Origin of the sequence: Paraburkholderia sp. MPAMCS5 (genome assembly GCF_036016995.1) — a bacterium.
Taxonomy (GTDB): Bacteria; Pseudomonadota; Gammaproteobacteria; order Burkholderiales; family Burkholderiaceae; genus Paraburkholderia.
In genome coordinates this window covers 787,588-801,826 of record NZ_JAYXBK010000001.1, presented here as the reverse complement: position 1 = coordinate 801,826, position 14,239 = coordinate 787,588, and the positions used below count along the sequence as shown (strand labels likewise).

Sequence of the window (14,239 nt, the reverse complement as noted above, 5' to 3'; positions counted from 1 at the left end):
TCGCAACGCTTCAGGCGCCGGGCGCTTCGATCGGCCTGGCCCTGCGCAGCGCATGCCATCTCGCCTGGTCCCTCGCGAAGAAATGGCCGCATTCGATGTAGATGGCGCGCAAGCGGTTATCGTCGGCAGCGGAGCCATCCAGCTGCATGAGGCGATCGTGCGCCGTTTCCAGGTTGCTGAGCACCAGCTTGCCGCGCAGTCTTTCCGCTTCCCAGCAATACAATTCAATGGTCTTGTGCAGAGCCGCCCACACGGCCAGCGACATGACCATGACGATGATGATGATGTGCGTCGTCAGATCCAGCGAGCGATGCGTCAGATGCAGCGACGGAAACAGCATCCTTAGAAAAGGAAAGCCGATCACGCCTGCCAACAGCAGCGCGAAAAAGATCAGCGACCACACTAATGCCCGCCTGCCACAGGCTCTGATGCGTTCGACGGCTTGTTCCCGCTCATCGATCAGCGTCTTCTTGTGATATTCGATCTGTTTATTCAGGAACGCGTATCGCGCCCAATGCTTGCGCCCTTCCGACAGAGGCGCGGCGGCGTCCCGATCCGCGCGCTTTTGCCGTGAGAGCGCGCGTACCGCCGATGCGACCCAACCGGATTCACTCGGTGCTGTGGGCGGCTCGTCGTCGGCGACATAGCGGTCAATTCCGAGTACCTCCCACAAGTATTGAATTCGCAAGTACTCGGCTAATAATCTGTAATCCTGATGTTTTGTTTCGACCTTATTGGCTTTGAGAATAAGGTACTGGACCCATGCAACGGCAAGAGCGGCGACGTAGCCGATCAGCAGGACCGGCCCCGCCACTTCTCTCCAGTTTTCCGCGTCGCAGCGCGTAAAAACAAGAAGATCTTCGGCGGTGCAGCCGTCGTGCAACTCCGTAAAGCAAGCCAGCGCAAACGCGGCGATCAAACCCAATTGAACCAATCCGCCGATATTGCGCAAAAAGATTGCGCTGAACGTCTCGTGTCGCAAGAGAGCGCCCGTCACGCCGAGCACCGAGCGTTGCCAGAGAATCTGCTGGTCGCTCGCCACGGCGTCGGCGACCGCGCCGGCTTTCCACAACGTCCGCTCAGCGACCTGCGTGACGGTCTCCTCCAGCTGCACCATGTACCTGCCGACGTTGGTGGGCTCGTCGCCCAGATAAAACGTGATGAGTTGTTGGTTGAATTCGTCGAGCGCGAAGAGCTGCTCCGCGAGCACGTGCACGCTGATTAATTCCCGCTCGAAGCGTTGCCGCTGATAGTCGCTTTTCGGAAAAAAGGCGTCGCCAAGCTGATGAATCAGTTCACGGAGATAGGCTCTCTTCGGTTGATCCGCGTTCCTTCTGAGCTGATGCAGAACACCAATGATCGAATGACGGTCCTCGTATTTGCCGACGAAGGCCGCCGCCGATAGCGTCAGCACGTCGGAATAAGGCCCGTCGAGAGGCTCCGGCTCTTCCTGGACCAGACACCAGAGGGAGTGTCGGACCTCGTTGGCATTGGCGGCGCGACTCTCGACAATCCGGATATCGAAGGTCGTGTGTTGCAGCATTGCCCGGAGTGCGTCCACGACCGGTTCCATCGCCTTGACGGCTCCCGAGACCGCCGCCGACACACCAATGGTCACCGGCACGCCGATCAGATGGTAAGTCTCCTGAAAGATGTCGTCCGCGACGATCGCGCGGTCCGCTTCAGGATATTCAATCACCCAGTCTCCGCTGTGTCCGCGCAACGTGCCTCTGCCATCGCCAAGGGTGAGCGTGGTGTCTGCCGCGAGACGGCGCGCCCTCACCACGCCAGACACGTTGATGTAGTCTCCCGCCTGCCCACTTACCGTATCGCCGTAGGGCCGGTATTTCTGTTTGAACACACCGGGTTGAATGGGCCAGTGCTCGCCACGGGTGCCCGTCATGATCGCGTCGCCCGCCGCGCATCGCACCTCCCCTTCGAGGGTCGATACCGTGCCTGCCTCGGTTGCAAAGCGGACCGATTTCACCTTAGGAATACTGACGTATAAATACGGACGGGCAACCGGCGCATCGGCTCGTGTTTGACCCGTGTGGAGAGCGAGGCGTTCTGAGGTTTCCACCGTGTGGCTCCTCCCATTACCGTTCCGTGTTCATGACAAACAGGCGGTGTGGACCGGACATAGCGGAACGCTGCGGTCGTCCCCAGGCGGGACGGAGTCAGCGTAGGTGGACCGCCTTCATTGCGCGCCTTCATTGCGTTTGCGGTTGCAGCGAGCCGCACGTCGAAACGCTGGGTCCAACAGACATTGTTAATTCACGCGTCGAAAAAGGGCAAGCCGGTGAGCCAACTTAAGCGGCGCGCCGCACATTCGCGTAGCGCCCCGATAGCGGACCGTAAGTATGCTTTAATGTGATCGTAGTGAAGATCACTTTGCTGCTGCGTGCAGTGCTGACTACTACGGTCGGACTCGACAATTCATCCACGGTAGCGGCATGCGCGCGCGAACCGCTTTCGGCTGCTATAACGTGCAATGAGGATGAGCCATCGACGGTGCACGTCAGCCATGGAATGTGCGAGCGAATCTGCACGACGCACCCGAGCCGTTACTCCGCATTGAGCAGCCCGCGCCGCTTGAGGAGCGCTCCCATGACGAACGAACATCAGCGAGGCGAAGCGCATGCTGCGCGTTTTCAGCACGGCAATGCTTCGGTGGCGGTTGTGGGAGGCGGGCTGGCCGGACTTGGCGCCGCGCGCATGCTCAAGCGCGCCGGAGTCGATGTGACCGTCTATGAAGCCGCGGATCGGATCGGTGGGCGCGTGCAGTCCGTTGTGGACGTGCTCGGTCCCGGTCTCGTCACGGAGCTGGGCGGCGAGTTCATTGACAGTGGCCACACGGACCTGCTCGAGTTGGTGCGCGAGTTAAATCTGCCGCTCATCGACACCGCCGCGCCCGATGAACTTGCGCTCGCGCCAAGCTATTACTTCAACGGCATGCACTACTCCGAAGCGCAGATCATCGACGCATTCGAGCCGCTCGCCGCGCGCATGCGCGAGGACGTCGCCGCGTTGTCGCCGGTCATTTGCGCCGGGTCTCATTCTCCCGCCGATTCGCGCCTCGACCAGTTGTCCATCGCCGAATACCTGGACCAGGCCGGCGCAAGCGGATGGCTGCGAGATCTACTCGAAGTTGCTTACTTGACCGAATTCGGCCTGGATGTCGACCAGCAATCCTGTCTGAACATGCTGACGCTACTGTCGCTGGACACGACACAGGGCTTCAGCCTCTTTGGCGCGAGCGACGAGCGCTATAAGGTGCTTGGCGGCAATGAACAGGTGCCGCGCGCGCTTGCGGCTGAACTGGACGATCGCGTCCGGATGCAGCACAGGCTCGTTGCGGTGCGTGAGCAGGGCTCACAGGTGCAGCTTGATTTCGAGTGCAATGGCGGCGGCAAGCGCGTGGCGGCTGACTTCGTCGTACTGGCAATTCCTTTCAGCACGTTGCGCGAGGTGGACCTTGCGCTCGATCTTCCGCCGCAGAAGCGCGAAGCCATCGACACCCTGGGTTACGGCCGCGGCGAAAAGATCGTGCTTGGGATGAACGTCGCGGTCTGGCGTCAACAAGGCCGTGACGGCAATGCCTTTTCCGACCTGGCGTTTCAGACGGGCTGGGATTCAGGTCGTCAACAGGGCCGCGGCAGTGCCTATACCTGCTTCGTGGGCGGAAGTGTCGGCGTGCACCTCGCGCAGAGCGATGCGGTTGCAACGGCCAGCCGCTTCGCCCGCGAAGCGGACCGCGTGTTTGGCGGCATGCTGGACGCCTACACGCAGGCTAGCGTGTCAACGCAATGGCTCGTCAATCCCTTCTCGCGCGGCTCGTATGCGTGCTACAGGCCTGGGCAATGGACTCGCATCGGCGGCTGGGAAGCCGCGCCGGTCGGCAAGCTGTATTTCGCCGGCGAGCATTGCAGCGCGGAGCATCAGGGTTACATGAATGGCGCGGTCGAGACTGGGTTCAAGGCGGCGCGCGCGATTCTCGCCAGGGTGGGTGGGGGGTAAGTGGGAGCGAATTGAGGAAGGCGTTTCGGGTGACTGAGTGCTTGCGGCCAATAGCCGCAGATCGACATCCATGCTGGAATTGTTGACAATTACAGGCTCAGAACGATACCAGCCTACATGACTTCAGTAAGTACTTCTGCCCCGCTTGTGGCGCAGTACAACGCGCGCTTCTCTGAAAGTCAAATGGGAATTGCATCTGTCAGCTATAAAATTCGATACTGTTCAATAAGAGGCAGACGCCCAAGTCCTTGTGGCCAGCAAGTGAGTGTCATACCGCAAGAGTCATTGGGCATCGTCGGCAGCTATAACCTGACAAATGACTCGAGTCACAGATTCAGAATGCTATTGAAATTGGATAAGCAGAGCGCATCGTTTGAATTCCGCACTGGTAAATTCGGAACTTCTATCATTTCGATGCGTCCAGAAGAAATAGATTTCGCCTGTAAGAGGTAGCGACGCCGGGCAACCCACATCCGCCTCACAACCTCTTATCACCGAACGTCTGCAAATGCCCAAGCATGCATACAGCTATTCGGCAGGTTCCAAAATACCCCTGCCGATACCATGACCAGCGCGAGCCATGTGCACACGCATGCCCCGAAAAAGTACCCTAAACAATAGAGTTCACCGCCTTAGCAAGTCTCGCGACCGCGCCTTCGACGTCATGCAGTTTATCCAGGCCAAATAATCCAATGCGGAAGGTCTTGAAGTCTTCAGGCTCGCCGACCTGAAGCGGGACACCGGGCGCGATCTGCAAACCGGCATCGGCGAATTTCTTGCCGGATCGTATCCCCTCATCGTCCGTATAGCTGACTACGACGCCCGGAGCCTGAAAACCTTCTGCCGCCACGCTTCTGAACCCTTTGGCAACCATGATCGAGCGAACGCGCGTGCCGAGTTCGAGTTGCTCCGCTCTCACCTTGTCGAAGCCATAAGCCTCGGTTTCCTTCATGACGTCGCGCAGCGTCGCGAGACTGTCCGTGGGCATCGTGGCGTGGTACGCGAATCCGCCGCCCTCGTACGCCTCCATGATCTGCAACCACTTGCGAAGATCGCACGCGAAACTGGTGCTGGTGGTTGCGTCGATTTTTTCCCGGGCGAGAGGGCTGAGCATCACCAGCGCGCAGCATGGTGGCGCGCTCCATCCCTTTTGCGGCGCACTGATCAGGACATCGACACCACTGGTCTGCATGTCCACCCAGATCGTGCCGGAGGCGATGCAATCCAGTACGAACATGCCGCCGACAGCATGAACAGCGTCGGACACGGCGCGCAAATAGGCATCGGGCAGAATCATCCCGGATGCGGTTTCGACATGCGGCGCAAAAACCAGATCCGGCTTGTTTTCCCTGATCGCGGCGACCACTTCTTCGATCGGAGGCGGTGCATAGGCGGCCTGCCTTCCCTGTTCGACCGGACGCGCCTTTAACACCATCGATTCGGACGGAATGCCGCCCATGTCGAAAATCTGCGACCAGCGGAAACTGAACCAGCCATTGCGGATGACAAGGCACTTTCTGTTCGTCGCAAACTGCCGGGCGACGGCTTCCATGCCGAAAGTCCCGCTGCCCGGCACGATCACGGCCGACTGCGCGTTGTAAACCTTTTTCAGGGAGCCGGAAATATCGCGTACGACGCCTTGAAAAAGCTCCGACATATGATTGATGGATCGGTCGGTGTAAACGACTGAATATTCGAGGAGTCCCTCGCGGTCCACATCGGGAAGTAATCCTGGCACGTTCGCCTCCGTTAATCGACGAATGATGGAATCGAAAACAGATTCTAACGAAAGCCACCTGCAACGGCATCGTCGCGTCACGCCGATGGGTTTGCGCCCGGCTTTGACCGGTTCAGGTGCGCCCCGAATAGAGACCAGGGCGCTGGATGTGCGCGGCGCGGTTCTGCTATTCAGCGGCGGCATAAAAAAGGCGCTCGCCGCGATCGGCAAATCGACGAAAAGAGTCCATAAATGAGGCCTGTTCGTCATGCAAACGTACACATCGGGTCGATAGAATTTCGTCCTACACGCGTTACACACAGCCACGCGTCCGATAGGTGTCGGATCGCGTTCTCACATCGGATTTCCGGTTAATTCAGCATGACACGGCTTGCACGGCACTACGTCCCAGATCAACCGCAGCACGTTATCTTGCAGGGGCTCACAGGGCCCGCATTCCTCGACGAAGGAGACTACCTGTACTTCCTCGCCTGCCTGGCAGACGCAGCGCGCGTCGCCGATCTGGCAGTCCACGCGTGGGTACTCATGCCAGACTCGGTGCAGCTCCTCGTCACGCCTTCATACGAGTCGAGCGTGGCCATGGCGATGCAGGCAGTCAGCCGTCGCTATATTGAGAGCTTCAACCGCCGCCACGCACGCCGCGGCACGGTGTGGCGTGGTGGATACCGGGCAACGGTGATCGAGCCGGACCGGTATTTCCTGCTCGCGAGTCAGGTCATCGACCATGCGCCAGTGCGCAAGCGCCTTGTAACCGAGCCGGAAAACTATCCGTGGTCGAGCTACACGCATCACATTGGGCTGCGTGTCGATAGCTTCATCAAGGACCACCCCCTCTACCGGACGCTCGGCAATACGCCGGGCGAGCGCCACCAGGCGTATCGCGATCTGGGCGCACAGCCGCTTGACGAACGCGAAGTCGACAACCTGATGCAATCGACGCTCAAAGGCTGGGTGCTCGGCAGCGCCGCGTATTGCGAGTGGGCGGCGCAGACAGCCAACCGGCGTTTGATGCCCCTGCTGCTGCGCGACCGTCCGCCGAAGGTTCGCATGACACGCGGCCTTGCACACGCGGGCTAACTACAACTTCCGCGAGAGCGGCGAAAAAACATTGGGCATAGCGCTTGCTGGAACGCCGGCGCTTCCAATGCACCTATCGCTCGAATAAAAGGAACTCAAATATGGTTAGCTCCCGCCCTTGCACTGCAACGTGCATCATCGACGGCATGCCGGTCACGCTCACCTTCTATCCGGACAACGGCGTGCTGCGTATTGCGGATTCGTCCGGCACGTGTATCAAGGAAACGCGCTGGAATGCGTCGTGGCGCAGCTTGATGCATGAGTTCCGCCGCTTCGGTCAGCGCGCGGCAATGCAAGGGCCGGGAGTCGAAGCCATGGTCAGCGGCATTGTTGAAAATACAGATGACCTGACCTGGCAAGCGGCCCTGGCGTGACGAAAACGGCGAGGCGATACGCGTTCGTGGTACCGCCCCGGCATGCATCATCGGGCTATCGGCCGAAGTAAATTCTGCATTGCGACCTCGTGGCGCAACGCATCTCTTGCAGGCCTTCCGATTCGGAGTGCCCCGCCGCCGCTCCGCCATACGACGTGTTGCGCACTGCTTGCGCGGACTGCCCCGTTGGCTCGCTCAGCGACATATCGGTCGTGGCCTGCGCCGATTCGTTGGCATGCTGCATCAGCCTCCAGCTGGCGGACGTGCCCGGGTCCGGCTGAGCCATTGTGTCGTCGGCACTCGCTGCTCGCGGCACGAGGAGAAGAACCGCGCTCGCCGCCGCCATCCAAAAACGTAGTTTCATGTCCAGACTCCTTGAATCCGGCGCAGCAGTTTCGTCCCTCCTGAAGAATCGATCCGCGTAAAAACAGAGGGCCCAGAACGGGCCGGCGGAAGAGCCAAACGTGACGCGAGCCTGCTGCATCGACTCATCGAATGCGAACTGCAACGAGTCGCCCGCGCTGTGACGCTGCCGACGGTCTCACCGCAATCCGGAATCAGACGCCACAAGCTGGAAAACACGGATTGTTCTCTCCGCTATTTCTTTTATAGTTCGGGCGTGGAGGAATTCAAACTCGTGCACCCGGAACTCGCGAACCATACTGCGAGCGGAGCCGGCAATCTCCGGTTGGCGTAAAAACGCGAGAAAATCAGTGGAAACGGTGCGTGCATTGCGCGCGCAGTGCGTTATGATGCTCACATAACCAGAAGAAGGGGCTTCACGCAAAGCTCCGGCGAGACGAAGCGGGGACGTGAGACCAGCCGCCCAAATTCAGTGCATCGTCATCATCGTTTTTTTCCAATTTCGATCAATAACCTCACCGCAGGCCGGCGCCATTTAAATGGACTCGAAGCTTTCGCGGGTTTTCCTCGCAATCTGCATTTGACAGAACGCTGGACGCTTTAGAAGGACGAATATCTTATGGACGAAAGGAAGCGAGATAGCATGATTGCGTATCTCCGCCATCGCATGGAAGAGTTTGGCATCAAACCGGAAGACCTTGCCGCGGTATTGGCGGCCGAACCGGCCTTGCAAAAGAACGCGCGCTACCGCAGCGCCACGGGAGATAGCTGGGACGGTCAGGGCGACATGCCCCAATGGCTCAAGCAGGCAATCAGCGCAGGTCAATCAATAGACCACTTTGAATTATCGGCCCCGCCCGCACCCACGCCGCTGCCTAAAAAACGTGTGGACTGGAAGAACGATCCGTTTGCAGGAAGCCCGCTCGCGCGCTCGAACGACCACTAGACCGCTGGCGCCATGCGCTGTCGCGGTACATCACAGGTTGGACACATTGGCCGGCGCACGATTGCATGCACCGTGTAGCGGCGTCGCGCGTGCCGGCACTGCATATTCCGGCAATTCAATAAAAGCGCTCAACTGACGCACGATTTGCCAGAAGGCCTTTTCAAAAAGGCGCGCGCGTTCCGGTTCGGCCACGCCGCCGGCGAGCGGATCCGCGAAATGCCAGGTAAGCAGCGCGGGATTCCCCGGAAACACAGGCGCATGGAGCGCGGCAATGCTCTGGTCGAACGCGACGACGAGATCCATGCGCGGCGCCCATTCGCCGGTAAATTCAAGCCAGCTTTTCGGGCAAAGCACGCCGAGATCGGAAACGCCGGGCCGCAATTGAGCGACCGTCAACGGATGCAGCCGCAAGGCCGGCTCGGGCCCCGCGCTGTAGGCGTCGAACCGGTGTCCAGCCAGTTCGCGCAGCAATGCTTCGGCCATGATGCTGCGTACTGAATTCTCACGGCAGAGAAACAGCACTTTATATTTTTCTATCACGCGTACCCCGTATTCTGTTTTTCGTTTCTTGTGTATGCGATTCTGCCCGCTCAGTCTTGCGCGCTCGTGACACTACGACGTCTTTAATCGGCGCGCTAGGGGAATTTGTACCTGGAGCGTCGGCAGCGTCGGGAAAACTTTCATTGGGCTGTCGATCACGGCAATTCGAATGGTCCGCATGAGCGCGGACAGACAAGTCAGAATTTCAAGCCGTTGAGAAACTGGAACCACAAGCCGCCGAGACCACCCGCCGCGCTCGCCTCGCTGGCCGCCCCGCTTGCCGCTTCCTCACGCTTGCCGTGGTTCGCGCGGGCCGCATGCGCGTCGTGACGGGCGGTTTCTTCCGTGTCGGCACCCGACGATGCGGAGCCTGACGGCGCATCGGCACTTGCACTCGCCGCCGCACTCGCCGCCGCGCCGGCCGCCGCTTTCACGGCGGGCTCGCGCCGCGACGCCTGCAATGCCGCCACGCTGTCCGCAATCTGCGCGGCGCGGGCGGGCTCGCATTGACGCCCTAACAGCACGCCGAAGAGGACATCGCGATGATGGCCTTCGTCGGCGAAACGCATGGCGAGCGAGACCATGTCGGCGTACACGGCCTCGTCAGCCGCGCGCGCCGCCGCCTCGCGCTGCGCTTCCGCCGCCCGATGGCGCGTATGCTGCGCTTCCCACTCGCTCATCTGCTCTGCGTAGACCGCGTCGTACACCTTGCGTTGCTGGGCGTCGGAAAGAATGGCGTACGCGTCCTTGATTTCCTGGAAAGTGGCGCGCGCAACTTCTTCGGCGCCCGCGTTGCGGTCCGGATGCCATTTCATCGCGGCCTTGCGATAGGCGCGCTTGATTTCTTCTTCGGTGGCGTGCATGGGCACGCCGAGCATGTCATAGAGAGTTGCCATTTGCCTGCCCGACCTCGTCGGAAATCGTGTCTGGGAGCATCCTAGCACGCAAGAAACGGCTTAATGATGAAGCGCCATGCGCGCGTGTCACTGGGCAATCCAGCAAAAAAAGGCCCCGCCACCCACGTGGCGAGGCCGAGTCCCATGTCGAGAAGTGTCATGGAGGAGACGCTTCGATCATAGCGGCGCGCCTTCGTCCGCCCAACCAATGGTTCGCCATATGCTTATCGGCAAGCGCGCGGGATGCGCGTCTCAGGCGCTCACGCCTTGCGGTTATATCGTTAGAACAAAAAGTCGCTTCGTGCCGCACGCCGCGCTCAGTAAGATGACATTTCAAAGTCCGGTTCGTCCCGGCGCGCCTGCCGCGCGGCCCGCGCTGGTGTGTGCGTGAGCCGCTACCGAAGGAGCCTTTCGTTGACCAGTTTCGATCATCACCGCCGGCCGCTCGTGGTCGGCATCGGCGGCACGACGCGCGCGGCCTCGTCGACCGAGCGCGCGCTTGGCTTTGCGTTGCGCGGCGCGCAAGCTGCGGGCGCGAACACCCGGCTGTTCGGCGGCACTTTCCTGCATAGCCTGCCCCACTATGCGCCCGAGCACGGCGAGCGAACCGGCGAACAGCTCGAACTGATCGAAGCCGTGCGCCACGCGGACGCGCTGATTATCGCGACGCCCGGCTATCACGGCGGCGTGTCCGGCCTCGTGAAAAATGCGCTCGATACGCTGGAAGAATTGCGTGCCGACGCGCGTCCGTATCTGGATGGCCGCGCGGTCGGCTGCATTGTCACCGCCTATGGCTGGCAGGCCGCGGGTTCCGTGCTGACTTCGCTGCGCTCGATCGTCCACGCATTGCGCGGCTGGCCGACGCCGTTCGGCGCGGGCATCAATACGCTCGAAACGCGCTTCGACAGCGTCGACACGTGCTCCGATGCAAAGGTCGTCGAGCAGCTCGCCACCGTCGGCCAGCAAGCCGCTCAATTCGCGCTCGCGTTCAACACGCATCGCGCCGCAAGCCCGAACGCGGCGGGCAGCTCCATTCAGCCGGCGCAAGCACCCGCGCGTCTGCTGCACGCGGTCTGAACCCTCACGGACGAAGCCGTCGCCCCGCATGCGCGCGGGCGATGGCGTCCGCGCTCGTTCGATCCGTGCGGCACATAACAGACCCATTGCGTGTCATGCGGGATAGTGTGTCCGAACCCTCAAATCCGCCGTTACGCGCTCTCGTGAAGAGCGTTTCTGATAATCGCTGATTTGCTTGCGAAGAACGATTGGTTCACGAGCCCTTCAGTGCGGCCTACGCTTGAGCCTGCCCGCCGACTCATCCGCCGCCTGATCTCAAACGCAAATTCATGGCGTTATATGCACCGGCTTTTTGCACACACGCGGGCATACTGACTGCCACGATTATGAATAGACATATCCGCTACAAGGGCTACGAAGTCGCGCCGGCCGCGCAACTTCTGCCCAACGGGCTGTTCGCCGCCAACCTCACGATTGAAAAAACCAGCGCGACCCGGCGTCAGGCCTACTGCTTCGACGCGCTCGATTACTTCTTCGACGAAGAGCACGCGCTCGCGTATGCGTTCCGCTGGGGACGCATGTGGGTGGACAATCATCAGTGATGTCGATAGGCGCCGGCGGCGTTGTGACAGAATAGACGACACGTCAAGTTCGCTCTCTGTACGCCTGCCATGTCCGACACATTGACAGATGTAGCCGAAGACCGCAGCCCGCGCCGCCGGAACTGCGCCGGCCCGGTCCGCGTGAAGCGCGGCCCCGGCGCGCACGAGCGGCGCTGTTCGCTGCGTAGCCGGGATATTTCGCTCGCTGTTTCGCTATCTGTCCTGCTGCCTCGCTCGCTGCGAACCGAAGGCCGCGCGCCGATCGACGCTTGCACCGGCCGTCCCCCGAACGAAAAGGAGACGCGGCCATGACATGGACCGTCGATGAACAGCTCGCGTTGAGCGCAACCGAAGCCGTTGCCGCGATCCAGTCGGGCCGGCTCAACGCAACGGACTACGTCGCGACCTTGCTTGCACGCGCGGCGGCGCTGTCCACGCTCAATGCGCTGACCGTGATCGACCTCGACGGCGCGCTCGCCGCCGCCCGGCGCATCGACGCACTCCCCGCCGCGCAAAAAGCACAACTGCCGCTCGCCGGCTTGCCGATCGTCGTGAAGGACAACATCAATACCGCGGGCTTGCAGACCTCGGCGGGCACGCCGGCTCTGGAAGGTTTCGTGCCCGCCTCGCATGCGCGGTCGGTGCAACGGCTCATCGACGCGGGCGCGATCATTCTCGGCAAGGCGAACATGCACGAACTGGCGTTCGGCATCACGAGCACGAATCTCGCCACGCATGCCGGCCCCGTGCGCAATCCCTACGGTCCCACGCTGATTCCGGGCGGCTCGTCGGGCGGCACGGCAGTGGCGATTGCGGCGCGCATTGCGCCGGCCGGCCTCGGCACCGACACCGGTGGCTCCACGCGCATTCCCGCCGCGCTGACGGGCACGGCGGGCTTTCGTCCGTCGGTGGGCAATGGCGGCGCCGAGCGGCGCTATCACGACCCCGACGCCGTCGTGCCGATCAGCCACACGCGCGATACGGTCGGCCCCATGGCGCGCACTACCGCCGACCTCGCGCTGCTCGACGGCGTGATCACCGGCGACGGTCCGTTGCCCACGGTCGCGCTGAACGGCTTGCGAATCGGCTTGCCCGCACCGCTATGGGAAGGCCTCGAACGGCAGGTCGAAGACGTCGCGCGCGCCGCGTTGAAACGGCTCGAAGCAGCGGGCGTGATATTCGTGCCGGTGGCCATGCGCGATCTTGAAGATCTCAACGGCATGGTGGGCGGCCCGATTGCGATTCGCGAAGCGCGCGACGACGTGCACGCGTGGCTCGTCGCCAATCGCGCGCCGGTGCAGACTGTCGCCGAACTCGCGGCTCGCATTGCGAGTCCCGACGTGCGCGCGATCTACGACGAGGTGCTCGCGGGCGCGTTCGACTCGCGTTACGAGGCGGCGCTCAACCACTGGCGGCCGCTTTTGCAAGCCTATATCGCCGCCACTTTCGCCGACGAACGTCTCGATGCGCTGCTGTTTCCCACCACCCGGCTCGCCGCTGTGCCGATCGACGACATCAACGGTTCGTCAAGTGTCACGATCGACGGCTCGCCGCCCATCGACACCATGGACGCCTTTCTGCGCAATACCGATCCGGCCAGCAACTCGGGCATACCGGGGCTGTCCTTGCCCGCGGGCATCAGCGCACAGGGTTTGCCCGTCGGTCTCGAACTGGACGGCCCGCTCGGCAGCGACCGGCGCGTGCTTGCAATCGGCGTTGCGTTCGAACAGTTGCTCGGCGCATTGCCGCCGCCCGTGCTCTGAATCCGCTGCTCTGAATTCGACAGGACATGCCGTTAAAAAATACCGTGGGCCTCGCGCCGATAAAAAGCCCTTTAAATAAGGCCTCAAATGCTGAACCGTGTGATCGCGCTCCGCTGCGCGGCGTCGCGCGCTACACAAAACGAGCCGCCGCGGCACTCGCCGTTGCGCTGACCGCCGTCGGATGCGCGCGCCTTGCCGCCGTCGATTCGAACGCGTTGTGGAAGATCGTCGATGTCCGCTGCGTGCCGTCGCAGCAGGCGAACGGCACGCCGGGCCAATGCACGGCTGTTGATCTCGACAAACATTTCGCCATCCTGAAGGATATTATCGGCCGCTCGCAGTATCTGCTGATTCCGACGGACCGCATCAGCGGAATCGAAAGCCCGCTCGTGCTGGCGCCGCACGCGCAAAGCTATTGGGCCGACGCGTGGACCGCGCGCAGCTATGTGAATCAATCGGTCAAGCGCACGCTGCCCGATAATCAGTTGGGAATCGAAATCAATTCGCAGTTTCGTCGCTCGCAGAACCAGTTGCATATTCATATCGATTGCATGCGCAGCGATATCAGCGAGGCGCTCGCGCGTCACGCGAAAGACGCCCCCGGCGCGTGGCATTGGGACACGCTCGACGGCAGCCGTTACCGCATCATGCGCGTCACCGCATTGACCCACACGAGCGATCCGTTTCGCGTCGTTTCGCGCGACAACCCGACCTCCGACGCGATGGCAATGCAGACCATCCTCGTGACGAGCGCGGGGTCGTCGGCTGAAAAAGACGGCTGGCTCGTGGTGAACAGCAGCCTCGACGCGACAAACGGCAGCGGCTCGGCCGAAGGCTTGCTCGACCACGCGTGCCACGTCGCCGACGCTTCGTAGGCGCGTTAAACGCCAGGCTCAGGAGTCGAAA

13 protein-coding genes are annotated in these 14,239 nt (G+C 61.5%); 8 read left to right on the top strand and 5 right to left on the bottom strand.

Going from position 1 to position 14,239, the window contains the following annotated elements:
• Positions 1-10: 10 nt before the first annotated feature.
• Positions 11-2,080: a PGDYG domain-containing protein gene (locus VOM14_RS03720; protein ID WP_327627310.1), complete on the bottom strand. Its 2,070-nt coding sequence runs from the start codon at positions 2,078-2,080 to the stop codon at positions 11-13.
• 527 nt (positions 2,081-2,607) lie between these two features.
• On the opposite strand from VOM14_RS03720, the gene VOM14_RS03715 reads away from it, so the two are divergent.
• On the top strand, positions 2,608-4,017 hold the full coding sequence (locus VOM14_RS03715) for a flavin monoamine oxidase family protein (RefSeq protein WP_327627309.1): 1,410 nt from the start codon (positions 2,608-2,610) through the stop codon (positions 4,015-4,017).
• Positions 4,018-4,627: 610 nt separating this feature from the next.
• Here the strand turns inward: VOM14_RS03715 and VOM14_RS03710 are convergent.
• Positions 4,628-5,755 (bottom strand): alanine--glyoxylate aminotransferase family protein, encoded by a 1,128-nt coding sequence (locus VOM14_RS03710; RefSeq protein ID WP_327627442.1) that lies wholly within the window; start codon positions 5,753-5,755, stop codon positions 4,628-4,630.
• A 360-nt stretch (positions 5,756-6,115) separates the two neighbouring features.
• Here VOM14_RS03710 and VOM14_RS03705 point away from each other — a divergent pair, with 360 nt between their 5' ends.
• Both VOM14_RS03705 and VOM14_RS03700 read left to right on the top strand, forming a co-directional pair.
• Positions 6,116-6,832, top strand: coding sequence for a transposase (locus VOM14_RS03705; protein ID WP_327627308.1), 717 nt, complete (start codon positions 6,116-6,118; stop codon positions 6,830-6,832).
• Between the two features lie 101 nt (positions 6,833-6,933).
• Complete coding sequence (locus VOM14_RS03700; protein WP_327627307.1) at positions 6,934-7,206, top strand: hypothetical protein; 273 nt, start codon at positions 6,934-6,936, stop codon at positions 7,204-7,206.
• Between the two features lie 55 nt (positions 7,207-7,261).
• On the opposite strand, the gene VOM14_RS03695 is transcribed toward VOM14_RS03700, so the two are convergent.
• Positions 7,262-7,570, bottom strand: coding sequence for a hypothetical protein (locus VOM14_RS03695; RefSeq protein WP_327627305.1), 309 nt, complete (start codon positions 7,568-7,570; stop codon positions 7,262-7,264).
• Between the two features lie 618 nt (positions 7,571-8,188).
• Between VOM14_RS03695 and VOM14_RS03690 the strand changes: the two genes are divergently transcribed.
• Complete coding sequence (locus VOM14_RS03690; protein ID WP_327627304.1) at positions 8,189-8,515, top strand: H-NS histone family protein; 327 nt, start codon at positions 8,189-8,191, stop codon at positions 8,513-8,515.
• 30 nt (positions 8,516-8,545) lie between these two features.
• Here the strand turns inward: VOM14_RS03690 and VOM14_RS03685 are convergent, their stop codons facing one another.
• Both VOM14_RS03685 and VOM14_RS03680 read right to left on the bottom strand, forming a co-directional pair.
• The gene (locus tag VOM14_RS03685) at positions 8,546-8,998 is read right to left on the bottom strand and encodes an arsenate-mycothiol transferase ArsC (RefSeq protein ID WP_327627303.1); all 453 of its coding nucleotides are present in this window, start codon (positions 8,996-8,998) and stop codon (positions 8,546-8,548) included.
• A gap of 254 nt (positions 8,999-9,252) precedes the next feature.
• Entirely contained in the window at positions 9,253-9,951 is a 699-nt protein-coding gene (locus VOM14_RS03680) for a J domain-containing protein (protein WP_327627301.1), read from the bottom strand.
• 414 nt (positions 9,952-10,365) lie between these two features.
• Between VOM14_RS03680 and VOM14_RS03675 the strand changes: the two genes are divergently transcribed.
• From VOM14_RS03675 to VOM14_RS03660, 4 genes are all read left to right on the top strand, one after another.
• A complete protein-coding gene (locus VOM14_RS03675; protein ID WP_327627300.1) occupies positions 10,366-11,028 on the top strand; it encodes an NADPH-dependent FMN reductase in 663 nt (220 codons plus the stop codon).
• Between the two features lie 326 nt (positions 11,029-11,354).
• A complete protein-coding gene (locus tag VOM14_RS03670; protein WP_327627299.1) occupies positions 11,355-11,570 on the top strand; it encodes a transcriptional regulator in 216 nt (71 codons plus the stop codon).
• 308 nt (positions 11,571-11,878) lie between these two features.
• A complete protein-coding gene (gene iaaH / locus VOM14_RS03665; RefSeq protein WP_327627298.1) occupies positions 11,879-13,333 on the top strand; it encodes an indoleacetamide hydrolase in 1,455 nt (484 codons plus the stop codon).
• 113 nt (positions 13,334-13,446) lie between these two features.
• A complete protein-coding gene (locus VOM14_RS03660; protein ID WP_327627440.1) occupies positions 13,447-14,208 on the top strand; it encodes a CDP-diacylglycerol diphosphatase in 762 nt (253 codons plus the stop codon).
• Positions 14,209-14,239: the final 31 nt, after the last annotated feature.

Bases quoted from the DNA above. Each gene is read 5' to 3' on its own strand.
- VOM14_RS03715 (WP_327627309.1), top strand. From the start codon at position 2,608: ATGACGAACGAACATCAGCGAGGCGAAGCGCATGCTGCGCGTTTTCAG.
- VOM14_RS03705 (WP_327627308.1), top strand. From the start codon at position 6,116: ATGACACGGCTTGCACGGCACTACGTCCCAGATCAACCGCAGCACGTT.
- VOM14_RS03700 (WP_327627307.1), top strand. From the start codon at position 6,934: ATGGTTAGCTCCCGCCCTTGCACTGCAACGTGCATCATCGACGGCATG.
- VOM14_RS03695 (WP_327627305.1), bottom strand. From the start codon at position 7,570: ATGAAACTACGTTTTTGGATGGCGGCGGCGAGCGCGGTTCTTCTCCTC.
- VOM14_RS03690 (WP_327627304.1), top strand. From the start codon at position 8,189: ATGGACGAAAGGAAGCGAGATAGCATGATTGCGTATCTCCGCCATCGC.
- VOM14_RS03685 (WP_327627303.1), bottom strand. From the start codon at position 8,998: ATGGCCGAAGCATTGCTGCGCGAACTGGCTGGACACCGGTTCGACGCC.
- VOM14_RS03680 (WP_327627301.1), bottom strand. From the start codon at position 9,951: ATGGCAACTCTCTATGACATGCTCGGCGTGCCCATGCACGCCACCGAA.
- VOM14_RS03670 (WP_327627299.1), top strand. From the start codon at position 11,355: ATGAATAGACATATCCGCTACAAGGGCTACGAAGTCGCGCCGGCCGCG.
- iaaH (WP_327627298.1), top strand. From the start codon at position 11,879: ATGACATGGACCGTCGATGAACAGCTCGCGTTGAGCGCAACCGAAGCC.